Annotated in this window: 17 protein-coding genes and 2 riboswitches; of the genes, 16 read left to right on the top strand and 1 reads right to left on the bottom strand. The window is 71.5% G+C overall.

The window, feature by feature from the left end; all coding sequences use genetic code 11:
- Positions 1-50: 50 nt before the first annotated feature.
- On the top strand, positions 51-449 hold the full coding sequence (locus ACZ5UM_RS14805) for a hypothetical protein (protein WP_464845063.1): 399 nt from the start codon (positions 51-53) through the stop codon (positions 447-449).
- 90 nt (positions 450-539) lie between these two features.
- Positions 540-1,304 carry a stalk domain-containing protein gene (locus tag ACZ5UM_RS14800; protein ID WP_464845062.1) on the top strand — a complete coding sequence of 255 codons (765 nt, stop codon included), beginning with the start codon at positions 540-542 and terminating at the stop codon, positions 1,302-1,304.
- Positions 1,305-1,351: 47 nt separating this feature from the next.
- Here the strand turns inward: ACZ5UM_RS14800 and ACZ5UM_RS14795 are convergent, their stop codons facing one another.
- Positions 1,352-1,948 carry a DUF3794 domain-containing protein gene (locus ACZ5UM_RS14795; RefSeq protein WP_464845061.1) on the bottom strand — a complete coding sequence of 199 codons (597 nt, stop codon included), beginning with the start codon at positions 1,946-1,948 and terminating at the stop codon, positions 1,352-1,354.
- A gap of 530 nt (positions 1,949-2,478) precedes the next feature.
- On the opposite strand from ACZ5UM_RS14795, the gene ACZ5UM_RS14790 reads away from it, so the two are divergent.
- The 14 genes from ACZ5UM_RS14790 to ACZ5UM_RS14725 all read left to right on the top strand — a co-directional run bounded on the left by ACZ5UM_RS14790 (position 2,479) and on the right by ACZ5UM_RS14725 (position 16,101).
- Complete coding sequence (locus ACZ5UM_RS14790) at positions 2,479-3,840, top strand: PTS transporter subunit EIIC (RefSeq protein ID WP_464845060.1); 1,362 nt, start codon at positions 2,479-2,481, stop codon at positions 3,838-3,840.
- A gap of 15 nt (positions 3,841-3,855) precedes the next feature.
- Complete coding sequence (locus ACZ5UM_RS14785) at positions 3,856-4,950, top strand: DUF871 domain-containing protein (RefSeq protein WP_464845059.1); 1,095 nt, start codon at positions 3,856-3,858, stop codon at positions 4,948-4,950.
- A gap of 80 nt (positions 4,951-5,030) precedes the next feature.
- A riboswitch (cobalamin riboswitch) is annotated at positions 5,031-5,223 on the top strand.
- 186 nt (positions 5,224-5,409) lie between these two features.
- Positions 5,410-6,417: an ABC transporter substrate-binding protein gene (locus tag ACZ5UM_RS14780; protein ID WP_464845058.1), complete on the top strand. Its 1,008-nt coding sequence runs from the start codon at positions 5,410-5,412 to the stop codon at positions 6,415-6,417.
- Positions 6,418-6,446: 29 nt separating this feature from the next.
- A complete protein-coding gene (locus tag ACZ5UM_RS14775; protein WP_464845057.1) occupies positions 6,447-7,463 on the top strand; it encodes a FecCD family ABC transporter permease in 1,017 nt (338 codons plus the stop codon).
- A 16-nt stretch (positions 7,464-7,479) separates the two neighbouring features.
- Entirely contained in the window at positions 7,480-8,304 is an 825-nt protein-coding gene (locus ACZ5UM_RS14770) for a heme ABC transporter ATP-binding protein (RefSeq protein ID WP_464845056.1), read from the top strand.
- A 35-nt stretch (positions 8,305-8,339) separates the two neighbouring features.
- Positions 8,340-9,188: a cobyric acid synthase gene (locus ACZ5UM_RS14765; protein WP_464845055.1), complete on the top strand. Its 849-nt coding sequence runs from the start codon at positions 8,340-8,342 to the stop codon at positions 9,186-9,188.
- Between the two features lie 95 nt (positions 9,189-9,283).
- A riboswitch (cobalamin riboswitch) is annotated at positions 9,284-9,476 on the top strand.
- A gap of 314 nt (positions 9,477-9,790) precedes the next feature.
- Positions 9,791-10,276: an ECF transporter S component gene (locus ACZ5UM_RS14760; RefSeq protein ID WP_464845054.1), complete on the top strand. Its 486-nt coding sequence runs from the start codon at positions 9,791-9,793 to the stop codon at positions 10,274-10,276.
- Positions 10,273-11,004 carry an AIR synthase related protein gene (locus ACZ5UM_RS14755; RefSeq protein ID WP_011196057.1) on the top strand — a complete coding sequence of 244 codons (732 nt, stop codon included), beginning with the start codon at positions 10,273-10,275 and terminating at the stop codon, positions 11,002-11,004. The genes ACZ5UM_RS14760 and ACZ5UM_RS14755 overlap by 4 nt, the downstream gene beginning before the upstream one ends.
- An 82-nt stretch (positions 11,005-11,086) precedes the next feature.
- Positions 11,087-12,103, top strand: a complete 1,017-nt coding sequence (locus ACZ5UM_RS14750) for an ABC transporter substrate-binding protein (RefSeq protein WP_464845053.1) — start codon at positions 11,087-11,089, stop codon at positions 12,101-12,103.
- Between the two features lie 44 nt (positions 12,104-12,147).
- Positions 12,148-12,699 (top strand): bifunctional adenosylcobinamide kinase/adenosylcobinamide-phosphate guanylyltransferase, encoded by a 552-nt coding sequence (gene cobU, locus ACZ5UM_RS14745; protein ID WP_011196055.1) that lies wholly within the window; start codon positions 12,148-12,150, stop codon positions 12,697-12,699.
- Positions 12,696-13,649 (top strand): adenosylcobinamide-phosphate synthase CbiB, encoded by a 954-nt coding sequence (gene cbiB, locus ACZ5UM_RS14740; protein WP_464845052.1) that lies wholly within the window; start codon positions 12,696-12,698, stop codon positions 13,647-13,649. The genes cobU and cbiB overlap by 4 nt, the downstream gene beginning before the upstream one ends.
- 12 nt (positions 13,650-13,661) lie before the next feature.
- Positions 13,662-14,474 (top strand): adenosylcobinamide-GDP ribazoletransferase, encoded by an 813-nt coding sequence (locus ACZ5UM_RS14735; protein ID WP_464845051.1) that lies wholly within the window; start codon positions 13,662-13,664, stop codon positions 14,472-14,474.
- Complete coding sequence (cobD, locus tag ACZ5UM_RS14730; protein ID WP_273378361.1) at positions 14,471-15,520, top strand: threonine-phosphate decarboxylase CobD; 1,050 nt, start codon at positions 14,471-14,473, stop codon at positions 15,518-15,520. Before ACZ5UM_RS14735 ends, cobD begins: the two co-directional genes overlap by 4 nt.
- Positions 15,517-16,101 (top strand): histidine phosphatase family protein, encoded by a 585-nt coding sequence (locus ACZ5UM_RS14725; RefSeq protein ID WP_375221922.1) that lies wholly within the window; start codon positions 15,517-15,519, stop codon positions 16,099-16,101. The genes cobD and ACZ5UM_RS14725 overlap by 4 nt, the downstream gene beginning before the upstream one ends.
- Positions 16,102-16,319 lie beyond the last annotated feature (218 nt).

Genomic DNA, 16,319 nt, shown 5'->3' with positions numbered 1-16,319 from the left:
CCCCGCCGCTGCCGCCGGAATAGGCTGGTGAGCGCGAGGGGGGAGCGGCCATGTATGTCACCCACGGCGACACGATCGTGATCCGTTCGGACCGGCCAGGGCGGTTCGGGACCTCCTCGCGGCTCGGGCCCCGGGACGAATGGGGCGACGGCCGCCGGGATCCGTTTTCCGCCCGCTACGGGCGGCAGCCGGGGTACCCGTCGCACCGGCCGGACGCCGACGACGCTGCCCGGCTGCAGGCGCTGCGGGAGCGCATCGACGTGCTGGAGGACCGGGTGAGCCGGCTGGAGGCGCGCCTCGCCAGGGCCGCCGAGGACGGGAAGCGCCCGTGGCGCACCGACGGGCACCGGCCAGGCGGCGGCGGCGCCCCTCCGGTCCGGGTCACGCTGCAGGCCGGCGGCGGCGCCCACGCCAGCGTGGGGGAAGTGCGGCTGATCCAGCACGGTTGATGGTTGATCAGCGCCTCTGCCGACGGACAGGAAACGCCCTCCTCCGGACGAATCTCTCTGTGAGATTTGTCCAGTGAGGAGGGCGATGCAGTGCGGAGACAGGGTCTGACGGGTTTTGTTGCGGGTTTTGCGACCGCCGCCGTGCTCTTCGGCGGCCTGGCCGCGGGGGCGGCGGCCTACGAGCAGCAGATCACCGTCCACTTTCGCCCGCTGCGCTACGTGTTCGACGGCGTGGAGCGCACGCCGCCCGCAGGGGAGAGCGGCTTCATCTACCGGGACCGCACCTACGTGCCGCTGCGGTTCATGGCGGAATCGCTGGGCCGGCCGGTGCAGTACGACGACGGCACGATCTACGTCGGCGCCATCCCGGGGGACCTGCCCGAGGTCTGGAGCCGGCTGACCCAGCAGGGCGAGGGCAGCTACAAGGTGCAGCACTTCCCGCGGCACGCCCTGAACCTGCAGGGGGCGGAGATGCCGGAGGCCAGCGTGGTGACGGTGATCGCCGCGGCGGAGGACGCGGACGCCAAGCGGGGGACGACGACGCAGGTCTGGGCGGACTACGACCTGCCCGAGGGCGTCCAGCGCATGGCGGGCACGCTCTACGTGCCGTTCCACTACTTCGGGGCGGAGGGCGAGCGCCGGGTTGGTCGGATCGTCGTGCTCAACCACCTGAACCAGGCGATCTACACCAGCCCGGACCTCACCACCCGGTCGGAGCCCATCCCGTTTGACGTTCCGCTCACCGGCGTGACCAAGGTGCGGATCGTGGTGACGCTCCACCCCTATGAGGGGGTGCAGGTGGGCGACCGGCTGACGGCGGCCCAGCTGGGCATCTCCCAGCTGCGGTTCGAATAGGCGCAGGAGGGGCGGGGGCGCCCGGCACCCCCGCCCCCGGCGTTTCCCTACCACTCGTCACCGGGGCCGAACGGCTTGTCGTGCTTATCCTCCTGGGGAATGTCGAGCCCGGGGACGGTGACGACCTCCGAATGGTCCGGGCAGCGGAGCCGCTTGGGCGTGACGTCCTCCGCGTGGACCTTCAGCCACTTGCGCCGGACCACCTTGGCCCGCACCTTGATGACCGACTTCTCCAGCAGCTTGGAGAAGGTGCCGTCGTGGTTGCGGTCGACCAGCTTGTCAAACTCGCCGGCGACGATCGCGTCCTCGATCTCGCAGTCGTCGCCGTCCCGGCTGCCGGGCACGTCGATAAAGAGGTGGAAGGGGATCTCGACCGTGCAGTGACGCACGTCGCCACAGACGCGGTTCAGGCCGCCCTTGCGGTCCCATTCCTTCGCCGTCTTGTACGTGATGTTCTTGATCAGGCGGCCGTTGATGATGACCTTGTCGCAAACGGCGGCGCAGTCGTCGATCTCGATCAGCTTGTGAATCTCATCGATCTTGAAGGCCGGTGGGGTCAGCGGGATCTCGCTTACAACCAGCACTTGTGCCGTGTTCGTGCTGACCACCACGGGGGTCTGAATCACGTAGCCGTTTTCCTTCAACCCGTCGCGACCTCCTTTGGACCGTGCCGGTACACCCCATCTTATGCCCCGGCGCCCGGTCAGGTCACATAACGCGGGTTTTGGTCAACCGGGTGCGGCGGCGGGACGGGTCCGCACAGCGTGCTTGCACAATCCGTCCTCCGTGCGGAAGGGTTTTCCGTTCCGGGGCCGAAACTCAAAGACCAGGGATGGCGCACGTGCAGCGTTTCCCAACCACGTCATCATGGGAGCAGACGAGCGCATGTGGTCTGAGCTCACCTTCGGGCATCCTACGGGAAGAAGTCTGCGTCCGCGCCGGATACATCTGAAACCGTGACGAGAGATGGCCCTCCAGTATCGGCCCTGTGCCACGTCCGCGTGTCCGGAGGGACTGCCTCTCGTCTTGCTTTTATCAGACCGGCTGCGCGCAACAGGGCCCTGCGGGCCCGCCCGGGGCGGCACGGCCGTTCCGGCGGCGGGCCCGGGCAACCAGGGGAAGGACGAGCGCCGTGCTCGCCTGACATAATCCTTGTTGAGAAGGAGGAGGTACCGTGTCACGCGAAGAGAGGATCGCCGCTGAACTGCTCGGGAAACTGGGTGGCCGGGAGAACGTCGCTTCCATGGAGTGCTGCATGACCCGCCTCCGGATCGACCTGCGCGACCAGGCCAAGGCGGACCTCAAAGCCGTGCGGAAGGTCGAGGGCGTCAAGGGGGTCGTCCAGACCGGCGGGCAGGTGCAGGTGATCTTCGGTCCGGGCCTGGCCCAGAAGGTGGCCGAGGCCGCGGCCACCGCCACCGGCGTCTCGGTCGGTGAGGCGCCGCCGGTGCCGGGCGAGGCGGCCCGCCTGGGGTCCAAGGACCTGCTGCGCAAGATCGCCAACGTCTTCGTGCCCCTGATCCCCGGCATCATCGCCGTCGGCATGATGATCGCCCTCAACAACGTGCTGCAGAAGGCCAACATCATCACGCCGGAGACCACGATCGCCGGCTACAGCGTGGTCGGCATCCTGAACCTGCTCGGCGGTACCTTCCTCGGGCTCCTGTCGATCCTGGTCGGCCACAACGCCGCGCGGGAGTGGGGCGGCCCGCCCGTGATCGGCGCGGTCGGCGCGGCCATCCTGCTGGGCGGCGGCAACGGCGCCGCGCTGACGGCCCTGAACATGGTACCCGGCCGCGGCGGCCTCATCGGCGCGCTGATCGCCGGCGCCTTCCTCGGATGGCTCTACCGCCGGATCCAGCGGGTGATGCCCGAGACCATCAACATCATCGTCACGCCGTTCCTGACCCTGCTCGTCGGTGGCCTGATCGTCGTCTTCGTCCTGCAGCCGGTCGGCGGCGTGCTGGCCGACTGGATCACCGCTGCGGCGACCTGGCTGATCGGCGTGGGCGGCCCGATCGCCGGTTTCCTGCTCGCCGGCACGTTCCTGCCGCTGGTGATGCTGGGCATCCACCAGGGGCTCACGCCCATCCACATGCAGCTCATCGAGACCCTCGGCAACACGCCGCTGCTGCCCATTCTGGCCATGGCCGGCGCCGGTCAGGTGGGCGCCGCGATCGCGGTCTACGTGAAGACCCGGGACGCCGACCTGCGGCGGGTGATCATCGCCGCCTTGCCGGTGGGCTTCCTGGGCATCGGCGAGCCGCTGATCTACGGCGTGACCCTGCCGCTCTTCCGGCCCTTCATCGGCGCGTGTATCGGCGCCGGCTTCGGCGGCGCGGTGATCGCGATGGCAAAGGTCGGCGCCCTGGCGATGGGCGTCTCCGGCATCCTGCTGACCCTGCTGGTGGACAAGGTCGCCATGTACCTGCTCGGCCTGGTGGTCTCCTACATCGCCGGCTTCATCGCGACCTGGCTGCTGGGGTTCGACGAGTCGCGGATCGCCGAAGCCGAGTCGTTCACCTTCGGAGACTGATTGGGGGACGGCGTCATGCCCGACTGGGGAGTCTCTGTCTACCTCGGCGCACCGGACGTGCCCGAGCGGCTGCCCGGGTACCTGGATGCGGTGTCGGCGAGAGGGGGCAGGGAGGTCTTCACCTCCCTGCACATCCCCGAGGTCCCGCTGGCGGATGCCCTGGCGCAGCTCCGCCACCTGACGGCCGAGGCCGGGCGCCGGGGGATGGCGGTCGTGGCCGACATCGCCCCCGGCGCGCTGCGGCAGATGGGCGCCGGGCCGGAGGACCTCTCTGCCCTTCAGGAGATGGGCCTCTCCGGCCTGCGGCTGGACTACGGTTTCGATCCTGAGGAGATCGCTGCCTTCACCCGGAATCCGCAGGGGCTGCGCATCGTGCTGAACGCCTCCACCGTGGATCCCGCGTTCCTGGAGCGGGTGATGGCGGCCGGCGCCGATCCTGAGCGGCTGGAGGCCTGCCACAACTACTACCCCCGTCCGGAGACGGGCCTCTCCCGCGACTCGTTCCTCCGCAGCTCCGGCTATTTCAAGGCCCACGGGCTGCGGGTGGCGGCGTTCATCGCCGGCAGCGGCGAGAAGCGCGGCCCCATCGGGGAAGGGCTGCCGACCCTGGAGGAGCACCGCCGCGCCGAGGCCGGTCTCGCCGCGGCGGAGCTGCTCGGCTCCGGGGTGGTGGACACCGTGCTCTTCGGCGATCCCTGGGCCACGGAGGCGGAGCTCGACCGGGTCGGCGAGGTGGTGGCCGCGGGCGGCCGGCTGCTGCGGGTGCGCCTGGTGCCCGGCCTGGACGAGTTCCAGCGCGCAATCGTGCTGGACAGGCCCCACCGGAACCGCGCGGACGCCGCGGCGCTGGTCATCCGCTGCGCCCTGTCCCGTTCGTACGCGGCCCAGGGCCCGGCCGTCGCGCCCTTCAACACGGCGGCCCGCCCGACGGGCGCGGTCACCATCGACAACCAGGGTTACCTGCGCTACTCCGGCGAGCTGCAGGTGGCCCTGGCGGACCTGCCGGCCGATCCGCGGGTCAACGTGGTGGGGCACGTGGTGCCGGAGGATCTGCCTCTGCTCCGCCTGATCGGCCCCGACGATCCCTTCACGTTCCGTGCGGTGAACTGAGGGGTGCTTCCTGCAGCCCCTGGCGAGGCGGCGTTCCCGCTTGCCAGGGGCTGCAGGTTCGTCTATACTGAAAGAAACTCCATACTGGAACAGCGGCAGGTGCTCCCGGTCCGCCGGGCCGGGAGTTAAAAGGGAAGCCGGTGCAAGTCCGGCACGGTCCCGCCACTGTAACGGGGAGCCGCCCCCATCTCATGCCACTGGCCGTCAGGCTGGGAAGGCCGGGGGAGGGCGTTGATCCGAAGTCAGGAGACCTGCCTGTCGCTGCAACGTCGCTCAGCCTTCGGGTGAAAGGGGGGGACGTTACGCGTCGCTATATGCCGTGCTGTCGCGGTTCCCCCTCTGGGTAAGTCCAGAGGGGGTTTTCGTTATCGTGGGCGCCTGGGCCCCTGTGGGCACGGCGGGCGCCCGGCTGCTCCTGACCGGTGATCTGCACGAAGCTCATGCAGGAGGTACACCATGATGAACAAGAATCGGCTCGGATGGCTTCTGATCCCTGTGCTTCTGCTGACCCTGCTCGTCGGGTGCGCCGGCAAGTCGCCCGGGGGCGGGTCCGGCCCCGCCGGGCCCTCGTCCGGCCCGCAGGCCGGCGGTTCGCCGTCCGACGCGCCGCCGTCCGCCGGGGAGGAACCGACGGGCGAGCAAACCGCCTATCCCATCACCCTGATCGACGGCGCCGGGCGGGAGGTCAGCCTCGCGGCCGAGCCCCAGCGCATCCTCTCCCTGGGCCCCTCGGCTACCGAGGTGGTCTTCGCCCTGGGCCGCGGCGACCGGCTGGTCGGCCGCACCGACTGGTGCAGCTTCCCCGATGCGGCCCTGGAGGTGCCGTCGGTGGGCTCCCTCTTCCCGCCGGACTACGAGCGGATCCTGGCGACCGAGCCGGACCTGGTCGTGATGATCGAGGGCTCGGTGGACGTGCGGGAGCGGCTCGAGCAGGAGTACGGCCTCACCGTGTTTGTCTACGCCCCGGCGACCTTTGAACAGCTCTTCGCCCAGATGGTCACGCTCGGCGAGGCCCTGAACGCCCGGGAGGCGGCCGAGGCGATGGTAGCCGAGATCCGGGGCGAGGTGGAGGCGATCGAGGCGAAGACGGCGTCGGTGACCGAGCGCCCTGTGGTCTTCTACGAGGTGTGGCCGGATCCGCTTTCGACCGCCGGCCCCGGCTCCTTCATCGATGACATGATCCGGATCGCTGGCGGCATCAACGCAGCCGGTGACGCCGACAGCGCCTGGCCGCCCTTCTCCGTGGAGGAGTTGCTGGCCGCGGACCCCGATGTCATCGTGACGGGCTCGCCGGAGATGGCACAGGACGTCCTCTCCCGCCCGGGCTGGGAGTCGATCAAGGCGGTCAGGGAGGGCCGGGTTGTCGGCGTGCCCAACGAGGACATCGTGGTCCGGCCCGGGCCGAGGCTGGTTGAGGGGCTGCGCTGGTTCGCCGAAACCCTGCATCCCGGCCTGTTCGGCCAATGACGGGCCGGAGAGCCCGCGGCCGCAGGGTCATGGCCCTCGTGACTGTGGCCCTGCTGGCCGCGGTGGTGGCAGCCGGGGTGCTGGGGTCGGTGCGCATCCCGCCTGCCGATGTGGTGAAGATCCTGCTGAACGGGCTGGGGGCTGACATCCCGGGCTCCTGGCCCCGCACCTGGGAGGCGATCCTGTGGGACGTGCGCTTCCCCCGGGTGGCGATGGGGGCCCTGGTGGGTATGGGGCTCAGCGTGGCCGGGGTCGCGTTCCAGGGGCTGTTCCGCAATCCGCTGGCGGATCCGTCCGTGATCGGCGCCTCGGCCGGCGCGTCGCTGGGCGCCGCGGTGGCCATCGCCTTCTTCGACGGCCTGGGCCTGCTGCCCGGCCTCTGGCGGCTGGGGCCGGTCCCGCTTTTCGCCTTCGGCGGCGGCATCGCCGCCGTGGTCCTGGCCTTCCGCCTGGCGACGCTGGGGCGGCGGACCTCCACGGTCAGCCTGCTGCTGGCGGGCATGGTGGTGAGCACCATCGCCACGTCCCTGGTCTCGCTGATCATGTTCTTCACCGACTCCCAGGCGCGCGACGCCATCGTCTTCTGGCTGATGGGCGGCCTCTCCGGGGCCAACTGGCGGAAGGCGGTCTGGCTGCTTCCCTACCTGGCAGCGGGGCTGGGCCTGCTGCTCTGGAACGTGCGGGAGCTGAACGCCTTCCTGCTGGGTGAGGAGGCGGCGCTCTCGATGGGCGTCGACGTCGAGCGGCTGAAGCGGCGCATCCTGGGCGCCGGGTCGCTGCTCACCGCCGCGTCGGTGGCCTTCTGCGGGATCATCAGCTTCGTGGGGCTGATCGTGCCGCACCTGGTGCGGCTGCTGGTGGGGCCCGACCATCGCTGGCTCATGCCGATCTCGGCGGTCACCGGCGCCCTGGTGCTGGTGACGGCGGACACCGTGGCCCGGTCGCTGCCCTGGGTCAGCGAGCTGCCGGTCGGCCTGGTGATGTCGCTCCTGGGCGGGCCGGTCTTCCTGGTCATCCTGCGGCGGCAGCTGCTGCCCAGGTCGTGAGAGGAGGTGGACGCGCATGCTGCGGGTCGAGTCCGTGACCGCCGGCTACGGCGGGGCGCCGGTCCTGAAGGGGCTGGATCTCCGCGTGGACAGGGGCGAGTGCCTGGCCGTGGTGGGCCCCAACGGCAGCGGCAAGTCCACCCTGGTCCGGGCCGCGACCGGGGCGCTCGTGCCGACGGAGGGCCGGATCCTGTTGGAGGGCCGGGATCTGCGCGGGCTCCAACCCCGGGAGGTGGCCCGGGTGCTGGCCGTGGTGGCCCAGGACACGGCGGTGGGGTTCGACTTCACCGTCGAGGAGGTCGTCGCCCTGGGACGGACGCCCCACCTGGCGCCCCTGCGGGGCGAGACGCCGCTCGACCGGGCGGCGGTGCAGGAGGCCATGCGGCAGACCGGCACGGCACCGCTGGCCGACCGGCTGATCACGGCGCTCTCGGGCGGGGAGCGGCAGCGGGTGATGGTGGCCCGGGCCCTGGCGCAGGAGCCGCGGCTGCTCATCCTGGACGAGCCCACGGCGCACCTGGACATCGCCCACCAGGTGGAGATCCTGGACCTGGTCCGGCGGCTCAACCGTACGGAAGGGCTGACGGTGATGGCGATCCTGCACGACCTGAACCTCGCCGCGCTCTACGCCGACCGGCTGGTGATGCTGAAAGACGGCCGCTGCTGGGCCGACGGGCCGCCGGCGGAGGTGCTCACCGAGGCCAACATCCTCGCCGTGTACGGCAGCCGGGTGAAGATCGTGCGCCATCCCGCCACCGGCCAGCCGCAGGTCATGCTGCTCCCGCGGGAGGCTGCGGTGCCGGCCCGTCCGCTGGAGCCGGCCAGCGCCGGCAGCGACTAGTCCCGGGGAGATCTTGCGGGCGAGGTGGCGCTGTCATGGCACGTTCGTTGATGTTCCTGGGCACCGCATCCAGCGTGGGCAAGTCGACCCTGACCGCGGCCTTCTGCCGCATCCTCCGCCAGGAGGGCTTCCGGGTGGCGCCGTTCAAGGCGCAGAACATGTCCTGCGCCGCGACGGAGATCGAGGGCGGGCTGCGCATCAGCGTGGTGCAGGCCCTTCAGGCGCAGGCGGCGGGGGTGGCCCCCCGGGTGGAGATGAACCCGGTGCTGCTGCTGCCCCGGACGGAGTTCCGCTCCGAGGTGATCGTCAACGGCCGGTCGCTGGGCGAGATGGCCTGGCAGCAGTACACGGCCGATCTGCACACTGTGGCCCTGCAGGCGGTGCGGGAGGCAATTGCCCGGCTGGAGGCAGAGTTCGAGGTGATTGTGGCCGAGGGGGCCGGCTCGCCGGTGGAGGTGAACCTGCGGGACCGTGACCTGGCCAACATGAAGACCGCGGAACTGCTGGACGCCGACGTGCTGCTGGTGGCCGACATCGACCGGGGCGGGGTGTTCGCCTCGATCGTGGGCACCCTGGAGCTGCTGCCCCCGGCCGAGCGGGCCCGGGTGAAGGGGCTGGTGATCAACCGCTTCCGGGGCGACGCCTCGCTCTTCGAGGACGGCGTGCGCTGGCTGGAGGAGCGCACCGGCCTGCCGGTGATCGGCGTGATTCCCTACCTGGCCGACCTGGGCCTCGATGAGGAGGACTCGGCGGGCCTGACCGATGTGAGCGCCCCGGCGCCGTCCGCTGCGGCGCGGGAGGGGGCCCTGGACCGGCTGGCCGACCACGTGCGCCGGCACGCCCGGGTGGACCAGGTGCTGGAGCTGCTTGCCCGGCAACGGTGACGGGCGGGCGCTCCGGTGCGGCGAGGTGCCGGACGCAGGGAACGACCCATGCGGGTTCTGGGCACAACAGCGTGCCGGTTTGGGAGGGCAACTGCATAGAGGAAACAGCGGCAGGTGCTCCCGACCCTGCGGTCGGGAGTTAAAAGGGAAGCCGGTGCAAGTCCGGCACGGTCCCGCCACTGTGACGGGGAGTCGCCCCTCGGGATGTGCCACTGGCCCGAAGGCCGGGAAGGCGGAGGGGCGGCGAGGATCCGGAGTCAGGAAACCTGCCTGCCGCGCTGGCGCTGCTCGACCCTCGGGTGAAAGGGTGAGGCGTTCGCATGGCTGTCCATGCGTTCGATCTGTCATTTCTTTCCCTCGGGCTGAGCCGGGGGTTTTCTTTATCGGTCTCTCGGTCACAGCGCGGTGCCTGAGAGGCCGGGCACAACGGCGTGCCCCTGGAACACCTGACGACGACCAGCGGAATCGGAGCACCAAAGCATCGGAGCACAGTAGCCTGCCGGACTGGCACCGGCGAAAGCAGGGCGCAACGAGGCGCCGTCGAGTACGGGCACAACGGCGTGCCCACCAAGCGATTGCTACTGGGAAGAGGAGGTCTGCTCGTGCTGCTGGCGAGGACAAACACCCTGGTGAGGCTCGGAACCCTGCTGGCCCTCAGCGTGCTGGGCGCCTACATCAAGTTGGGGCCGAGCTCCATCGCCTTCGACGCGATGGCCGGCTTCGTGGCTGCGCTCCTCATGGGCCCCGCGGCCGGCGCCCTGATCTGCGGTCTGGGGCATGTGGCCGTGGCGGCCGTCACCGGCTTTCCGCTCACCCTGCCGTTTCATCTGGCCACCGCCGCGGCCATGGCCGGCGTGGGCTGCCTGGGCGGGCTTGCAGCCCGGCGCTTCGGTCTGGTGGCCGGCGCGGCGGCGCTGGTGGTGGCCAACGGCATCCTGGCACCGGCCCTGCTGGCTCTGCTGCCAAACCCGCTGGGGCTTGGTCTGTTCGCGGCCCTGGCCCTCCCGCTCACCGTCGCTGCGGGAGCCAACGCAGCCGTCGCGCTGCTGGTGGTGCTGGGCCTGAGGCGGGCGGGGTTCGAGGGATGAGGTGGCGGGACCTGACCCTGGTGGACCTGCCGTGCGGCGGCCGGCTGGTCATCGCCTGCGATGCCGCCGGCGGCATCGGGCCGAAGGAGCGCGACGTGATTCGGGTGGCCGGGTACGTCATCGGGCGGTTCACTGCCCGGGTGGCCCTCATGGATCTGCTCGCCGCCGGCGCGCAGCCGCTCCACCTGGTGAACAACACCTGCGTGGAGCCTGATCCCACCGGGCGGGAGATCCTGCAGGGCATCTGCGACGAGGCGGCCCTGGCGGGCCTTTCCGCCGACCAGATCAACGGCTCCTTCGAGAAGAACATTCCGACGGTCCAGACGGGCCTGGGGGTGACCGCCATCGGTTACCTGGCCCCGGGCCGGTCGCTGCGCACGGCGCGGCCGGGCGACCTGGTCGTCGCCATCGGGCGGCCGAAGGTCGGGGCCGAGGTACGGCTGGATGACCCCGAACTGCCCGATCTTCCCCTGGTCCGGCGGCTCGCCGGCGACCCGCTGGTGCACGACCTGTTGCCCGTGGGCTCCCGTGGGATCCGCGCCGAGGCGGAGGATCTCGCCGCCAGCGCGGGGCTGGAGGTGGAGTGGGCCCCGGCTGAAGCGGGTTTCCCCCTCGGGAAGTCGGCGGGTCCGGTCACCTGTCTGCTGGTCGCGGCGGCGCCGTCGGCCCTGCAGGGGCTGGCCCTCACGCTCACCCAGCCGTGGGCGGTCGTCGCGCAGCTTCGATAGGACGATGGTTGGCGGATCTGCTTACCAGCCCTCAGCGGCATCTTCATTTAAGTAGAACAGTGGACTTACGGAGGTACATCCCATGAAGAAGCGTTCGCTGGCAGCCCTCATGCTTTCCCTTCTGCTCGTGGTCGGCATCCTGACAGGCTGCGCAGGCCGCCAGACGGCGGTGAGCCCGGACAGCCCGCCCGCAGCCCCGGCGGCTGAGTCGAGCGACCAGCCCGCAGACCGGGCGGCCGGCACGGGGAGCGCCGGGCAGGCCGAACCCCGGCAGACGGCCTACCCCCTCACGATTACCGACGGCGCCGGCCGGCAGGTGACCATCGCCGCCGAGCCGAGGCGGGTGATCTCCGTCGCCCCCTCCAACACGGAACTGATGTTCGCGCTCGGCAAGGGCGACCTGCTGGTCGGGCGCTCCGACTGGGACGACTATCCCCCCGAGGCGCAGGAGATCGAGTCCATCGGCGGTTTCTACTCGCCCGACTACGAGAAGATCATCTCGCTGGAGCCCGACCTGCTCCTCCTGACCAGCGGCTCCGTGGAGGCGCGGGAGAAGCTGGAGAACGATTATGGGCTCACCACCTTCGTGCTGAACCCCTCCAACTTTGAGGAGCTGTACGAGGGGATCCTCGCCCTGGGCCAGGTGGTGAACGCCCAGGAGGCCGCGGAGGCGCTCGTGGCGGACATGCAGCGTGAGGTGGAGGCCATCGCCGGGAAGGTCGCGCTGGCGGAGAACAGGCCCGTGGTGTTCTACCAGGTCTGGCACGATCCCATCACCACCGCCGGCCCGGGCTCCTTCATCGACGACATGATCCGCATCGCCGGCGGCACCAACGCCGCATCCTTCGCCGGCGAGCCCTGGCCGGTTATCTCGCTGGAGGAACTGGTATCCGCAGACCCCGACATCATCGTCACCGCGTCGGAGGCCGCGGCCCGGGAGGTCCGGGAGCGGCCTGGCTGGGAGTCGATCGCGGCGGTGAAGGAAGGCCGGGTGCTGGGGCTGCCGGATGAGAACATCGTGGTGCGCCCCGGCCCCCGCCTGATTCAGGGGCTCCAGTGGTTCGCCCGGAATCTCCACCCGGAGCTCTTCGAGCAGTGACCGGGCCGATGGGGCGCTTTCCCGAAGGGAGCGAGGCGATGCGCATGGCGGGTGTGATTCTGGTGCTGGGCGGCGCGCGGAGCGGCAAGAGCCGCTGGGCGGAGCATTTGGCTTCGCCGTTCCGGCGGGTGGTCTATCTGGCCACCGGCCGGGCGGGCGATGCGGAGATGGCCGACCGCATCGCCCGGCACCGGGCGAGCCGTCCGGCCCACTGGCGCACGGTGGAGGAAGAGCTCAGGCCGGCGGCCGCCCTGGCGCAGGCCCTGCACGAGGCGCCGGCGGATGCGGTGCTGCTGGACTGCGTGACCCTGCTCATCTCCAACCACCTGCTGCAGGGGGAGGAGGGGTTCGAAGCCCGGGCCCGGCAGGAGCTGGCGCAGCTGCTCAGCCTGACCCGTGAGCGCGGCGCGCTGCTCATCGCTGTGTCCAACGAGGTCGGGGCGGGGCTGGTGCCCGAGCACCGGCTCGGGCGGCTCTTCCGCGACGCCCAGGGGCGGCTGAATCAGTGGCTGGCGCGGGAGGCGGACCAGGTCTACGCCTGCGTGGCCGGTATCGCCGTCGATCTGAGGCGGATCGGTACGGTGATCCCGGAGTGAGCGTGGCGGAAACGTTTCCCGCGGCGCCCTGGTACCTGCCGCTGGCGGCCCTCGCGGTGGACGCGGCGGTGGGCGATCCCGCCCGGCTGCCCCATCCGGTGGCGCTCATGGGCCGGGTGATTGCGTGGGCCGAGCCGCGACTGCGGCGGACGCGGCTGCCGCTGCGGGCGGCCGGGGTGCTGCTGGCCCTCCTGCTGCCGGTCGCGGCCTGGGGCCTCACCTGGGGGCTTATCCGGCTGGCCGCGGCCCTGCATCCCTGGCTCGGTGTGGCCGCCGAGGTCTGGCTCCTCAGCACCTGCCTGGCGGCCCGCTCTCTGGCCGATCACGCACTGGCGGTCTACCGCCCGCTGAAGGCCGGGGACCTCAGCGAGGCGCGGCGCCGGGTGGCGCACATCGTCGGCAGGGACACGGCCGGGCTGGACGCCGCCGAGGTCACCCGGGCGACGGTGGAGACGGTGGCCGAGTCCACCTGCGACGGCGTGATCGCGCCGCTCTTCTGGGGGCTGGTCGGCGGCGCGCCGCTGGCGATGGCCTACAAGGCCGCCAACACCCTGGATTCGATGGTTGGCCACCGGAACGAGCGCTACCTGGAGTTCGGCTGGGCCTCCGCCCGGCTGGATGATCTGGTCAACCTGGCGCCTGCCCGGCTCAGCGCCCTGCTGCTGGCCCTGGCCGGCCTGAGCCCGAAGGCCCTCCGCATCGCCCTGCGGGACGCGCCGCGCCACCCCAGCCCCAACAGCGGCTGGCCGGAGGCGGCGATGGCGGCCCTGCTGAGGGTGCAGCTGGGCGGCCTCAACCACTACGGCGGGAGGCCGGAGCGGCGGGCCCACATGGGCGATCCGCTGGAGATGCTGCAGCCGGGTCACATTGTGCAGGCGGTGCGGTGGATGTGGCTGGCGACCCTGCTCGGGACGGGCCTCGGGGCGCTGACGCTCTGGTTCTTGGCGTGAGGGGGTGACCGGGTGCGCATCGCGCTCTCCTTTCTGACCCGGATTCCCATGGGCCGACTTGAGACCCCGGACTACATGCGGGATCTCGGCCGCGCGGCGGGGTTCTTCCCCCTGGTGGGCCTGCTGGTGGGGGCCCTCTGCCTGATCGCCTGGCTTGCGGGCAGGCTGCTCTTCGGGCCTGCCGTGGCGGGCGTCGCGGCCGTGGCCGCGGGCCTCGGCGCGACCGGTGCGATCCACCTGGACGGCCTGATGGACGCCGCCGACGGGCTGCTCTCCGCCCGGAGCCGCGAGCGGATGCTGGAGATCATGAAAGATTCCCGGGTCGGCGTGATGGGCGCAGCGGCGGGAGCCCTGGCCCTGATGCTGCGGTGGGCCCTGCTGCTGGAGCTGACACCGCCGCGGGCAGCAGCCGCCCTGCTGGTGGCCCCGGCCGTGGGGCGGATGGTGATCCCCCTGGCGGCGGTGCGCTGGCCGCCCGCCCGTGCCGAAGGGATGGGCGCTGCCTTCGGCCGGCACGTGGGCGGGGCGCAGCTGGCCGGGGCGCTTCTGGGCGGCCTCACGCTGGCTGTCGGGGTGCCGGGGCTCCTGGCGTGGTGGGGGCAGAGCCCGGCAGCCCCGCCGGGCCTGACGGCAGCCGTGACGGTCTCCGCCCTGCGGGGGCTGGGCGCGTGGCTCGCCGCCCTCGGGGTCGGTCTGGCCGGCGGGCGGTGGCTCTCGCGGCGACTCGGCGGCCTGACCGGCGACATTTACGGAGCCTTGTGCGAGCTGGCGGAACTGGCGGCGATCGCCTGCTTCGCTCTGCAGACAGGGAGGTGGACAGGATGATGACCCTGCACGGCGGCGACCTGGCTGTGGCGCGGGCCCGCTGGGGCGAGCCGCCCGGGGGTTTCTGCGACTTCAGCGCCAACATCAACCCGCTGGGCCCGCCCGCGGGCGCGGTGGCCGCGGCGCAGGCGGCCCTCGCCGGAATCGCGCACTACCCCGAGCCATTCGCCCGCCGGCTGCGGGCCGCCCTGGCCCGGCGTCACCAGGTGGACGAGTCGATGGTGCTGGTGGGAAACGGCGCGGCGGAGGTGCTGTACCTGCTGCTCCGCCTGGCGTCAGGCTTCCGGGTGGCACTGCCCGAACCCGGCTTTGCGGAGTACGCGCGCGCCGCCCGGGCTGCAGGGGCCGAGCTGCTGCCCGTCGCGCACGACCGCACCGATCCGCCGCCCCAGCTGCGGCGGGGGGACTGGTGGATCATCTGCAACCCCCACAATCCCACCGGCCACCTGTTCACGCCGGAGCAGCTCCTGCGGGCGGCGGAGCGGACGGAGGCGACCCTGCTCATCGACGAGGCCTTCATCGACCTCACAGCCGCGGGCGAGGCCGGCTCCGTGATCGCCCGTGTGCCCCACCGCTGCAACCTGGTCGTGGTGCGGTCGCTCACGAAGTTTTTCGCCCTGCCCGGACTGCGGGTCGGGTATGCGGTGGCCCCGCGCTGGATGGTGGCCGAGTTGGACGCGGCGCGCGACCCCTGGAGCGTGAACAGTCTGGCGCAGGCCGCTGCGCTCGCGGCCCTGAGCGATGAGGCCTACGCCGCCCGCACCCGGCACTGGGTGGCCGTGGAACGGGCCTATCTCGCCGAGCAGCTGGCGAGCCTGCCGGGGTTTATCGTCTATCCGCCATCTGCCAACTTCGTGCTGGTGCGGGCGCCGCTGCCCGCCCACGAGATCCAGCGGCGGCTGGGACCCCGGGGTGTGCTGATACGCGACTGCCGCTCCTTTGCCGGGCTGACGGAGCATCACATGCGGCTTGCTGTGCGCACCCGGCCAGAGAACCGGCGGCTGATCGCCCTGCTGCGCAGCATCCTGGAGGAGGAGGCGCCGTGACCTGCACCCTCTTCCTGGTGCGCCACGGCGCGACGGCTGCCAACGCGGAAGGGCGGTACGTCGGATGGGAGGAGCACCCGCTCAGCGCAGACGGGCTCGCTCAGGCGGAAGCGGCTGCGCGTTACCTGAGCCGGTTTCGGCTCACCGGCATGCGCACCAGCGACCTCATGCGGTGCCGCCAGACCGCCGAGCGGATCGGGAGGGCCACGGGGCTCACGCCCGCGCCCGACCCAAGGCTGCGGGAACTGAACTTCGGGCGCTTCTCCGGCCTGACGTACGAGGAGATCGCCCGGCAGTGGCCCGAGGAGCTCGCCGCCTGGCTGGCCGACCCGGAACACGCGCCGCCCCCGGGCGGGGAGAGCCTGGCGTCGCTGCGGAGCCGGGCCCTGGCCGCCCTGCCCCGGCAGGACGGGGCCGTCGTGGTCACACACGGCGGTGTGATCCGCACGGTGCTTGCCCACCTGACCGGCAGGGGGCTCTGGGACTGGCGGGTTCCTCCCGGCGCGATGGTCCTGCTCCGGTGGGACGGCGAGCGGGCCGTGGATGAGCCGCGGGTCTGGCGGCCGGAAGCGGGGGAATGACGGGCACAACGGCGTGCCCGAACGGGCAGTGATCCGGTGCGGCGGCGCAACGGGGCGCCTGCCGCACCAGAGGCACAACGAGGTGCCGCGCTGCGGGTACAACGGCGTACCTGGATGAGCCATGCCGGGCACAGTGATGTGCCCGGCATGGCTCCATGCGCAGCGTCGTCACGACGCCGGGACCAGCACCGGCGGTGCTGAGATCAGTCACGCTCATG

It is taken from the genome of Symbiobacterium ostreiconchae, assembly GCF_055396975.1.
This window is presented reverse-complemented; position numbering and strand designations above follow the sequence as displayed.

Coding starts and splice junctions, on each gene's coding strand:
- ACZ5UM_RS14805 (WP_464845063.1), top strand. CDS start 51: ATGTATGTCACCCACGGCGACACGATCGTGATCCGTTCGGACCGGCCA.
- ACZ5UM_RS14785 (WP_464845059.1), top strand. CDS start 3,856: ATGCCCGACTGGGGAGTCTCTGTCTACCTCGGCGCACCGGACGTGCCC.
- ACZ5UM_RS14780 (WP_464845058.1), top strand. CDS start 5,410: ATGAACAAGAATCGGCTCGGATGGCTTCTGATCCCTGTGCTTCTGCTG.
- ACZ5UM_RS14775 (WP_464845057.1), top strand. CDS start 6,447: ATGGCCCTCGTGACTGTGGCCCTGCTGGCCGCGGTGGTGGCAGCCGGG.
- ACZ5UM_RS14770 (WP_464845056.1), top strand. CDS start 7,480: ATGCTGCGGGTCGAGTCCGTGACCGCCGGCTACGGCGGGGCGCCGGTC.
- ACZ5UM_RS14765 (WP_464845055.1), top strand. CDS start 8,340: ATGGCACGTTCGTTGATGTTCCTGGGCACCGCATCCAGCGTGGGCAAG.
- ACZ5UM_RS14755 (WP_011196057.1), top strand. CDS start 10,273: ATGAGGTGGCGGGACCTGACCCTGGTGGACCTGCCGTGCGGCGGCCGG.
- ACZ5UM_RS14750 (WP_464845053.1), top strand. CDS start 11,087: ATGAAGAAGCGTTCGCTGGCAGCCCTCATGCTTTCCCTTCTGCTCGTG.
- cobU (WP_011196055.1), top strand. CDS start 12,148: ATGGCGGGTGTGATTCTGGTGCTGGGCGGCGCGCGGAGCGGCAAGAGC.
- cobD (WP_273378361.1), top strand. CDS start 14,471: ATGATGACCCTGCACGGCGGCGACCTGGCTGTGGCGCGGGCCCGCTGG.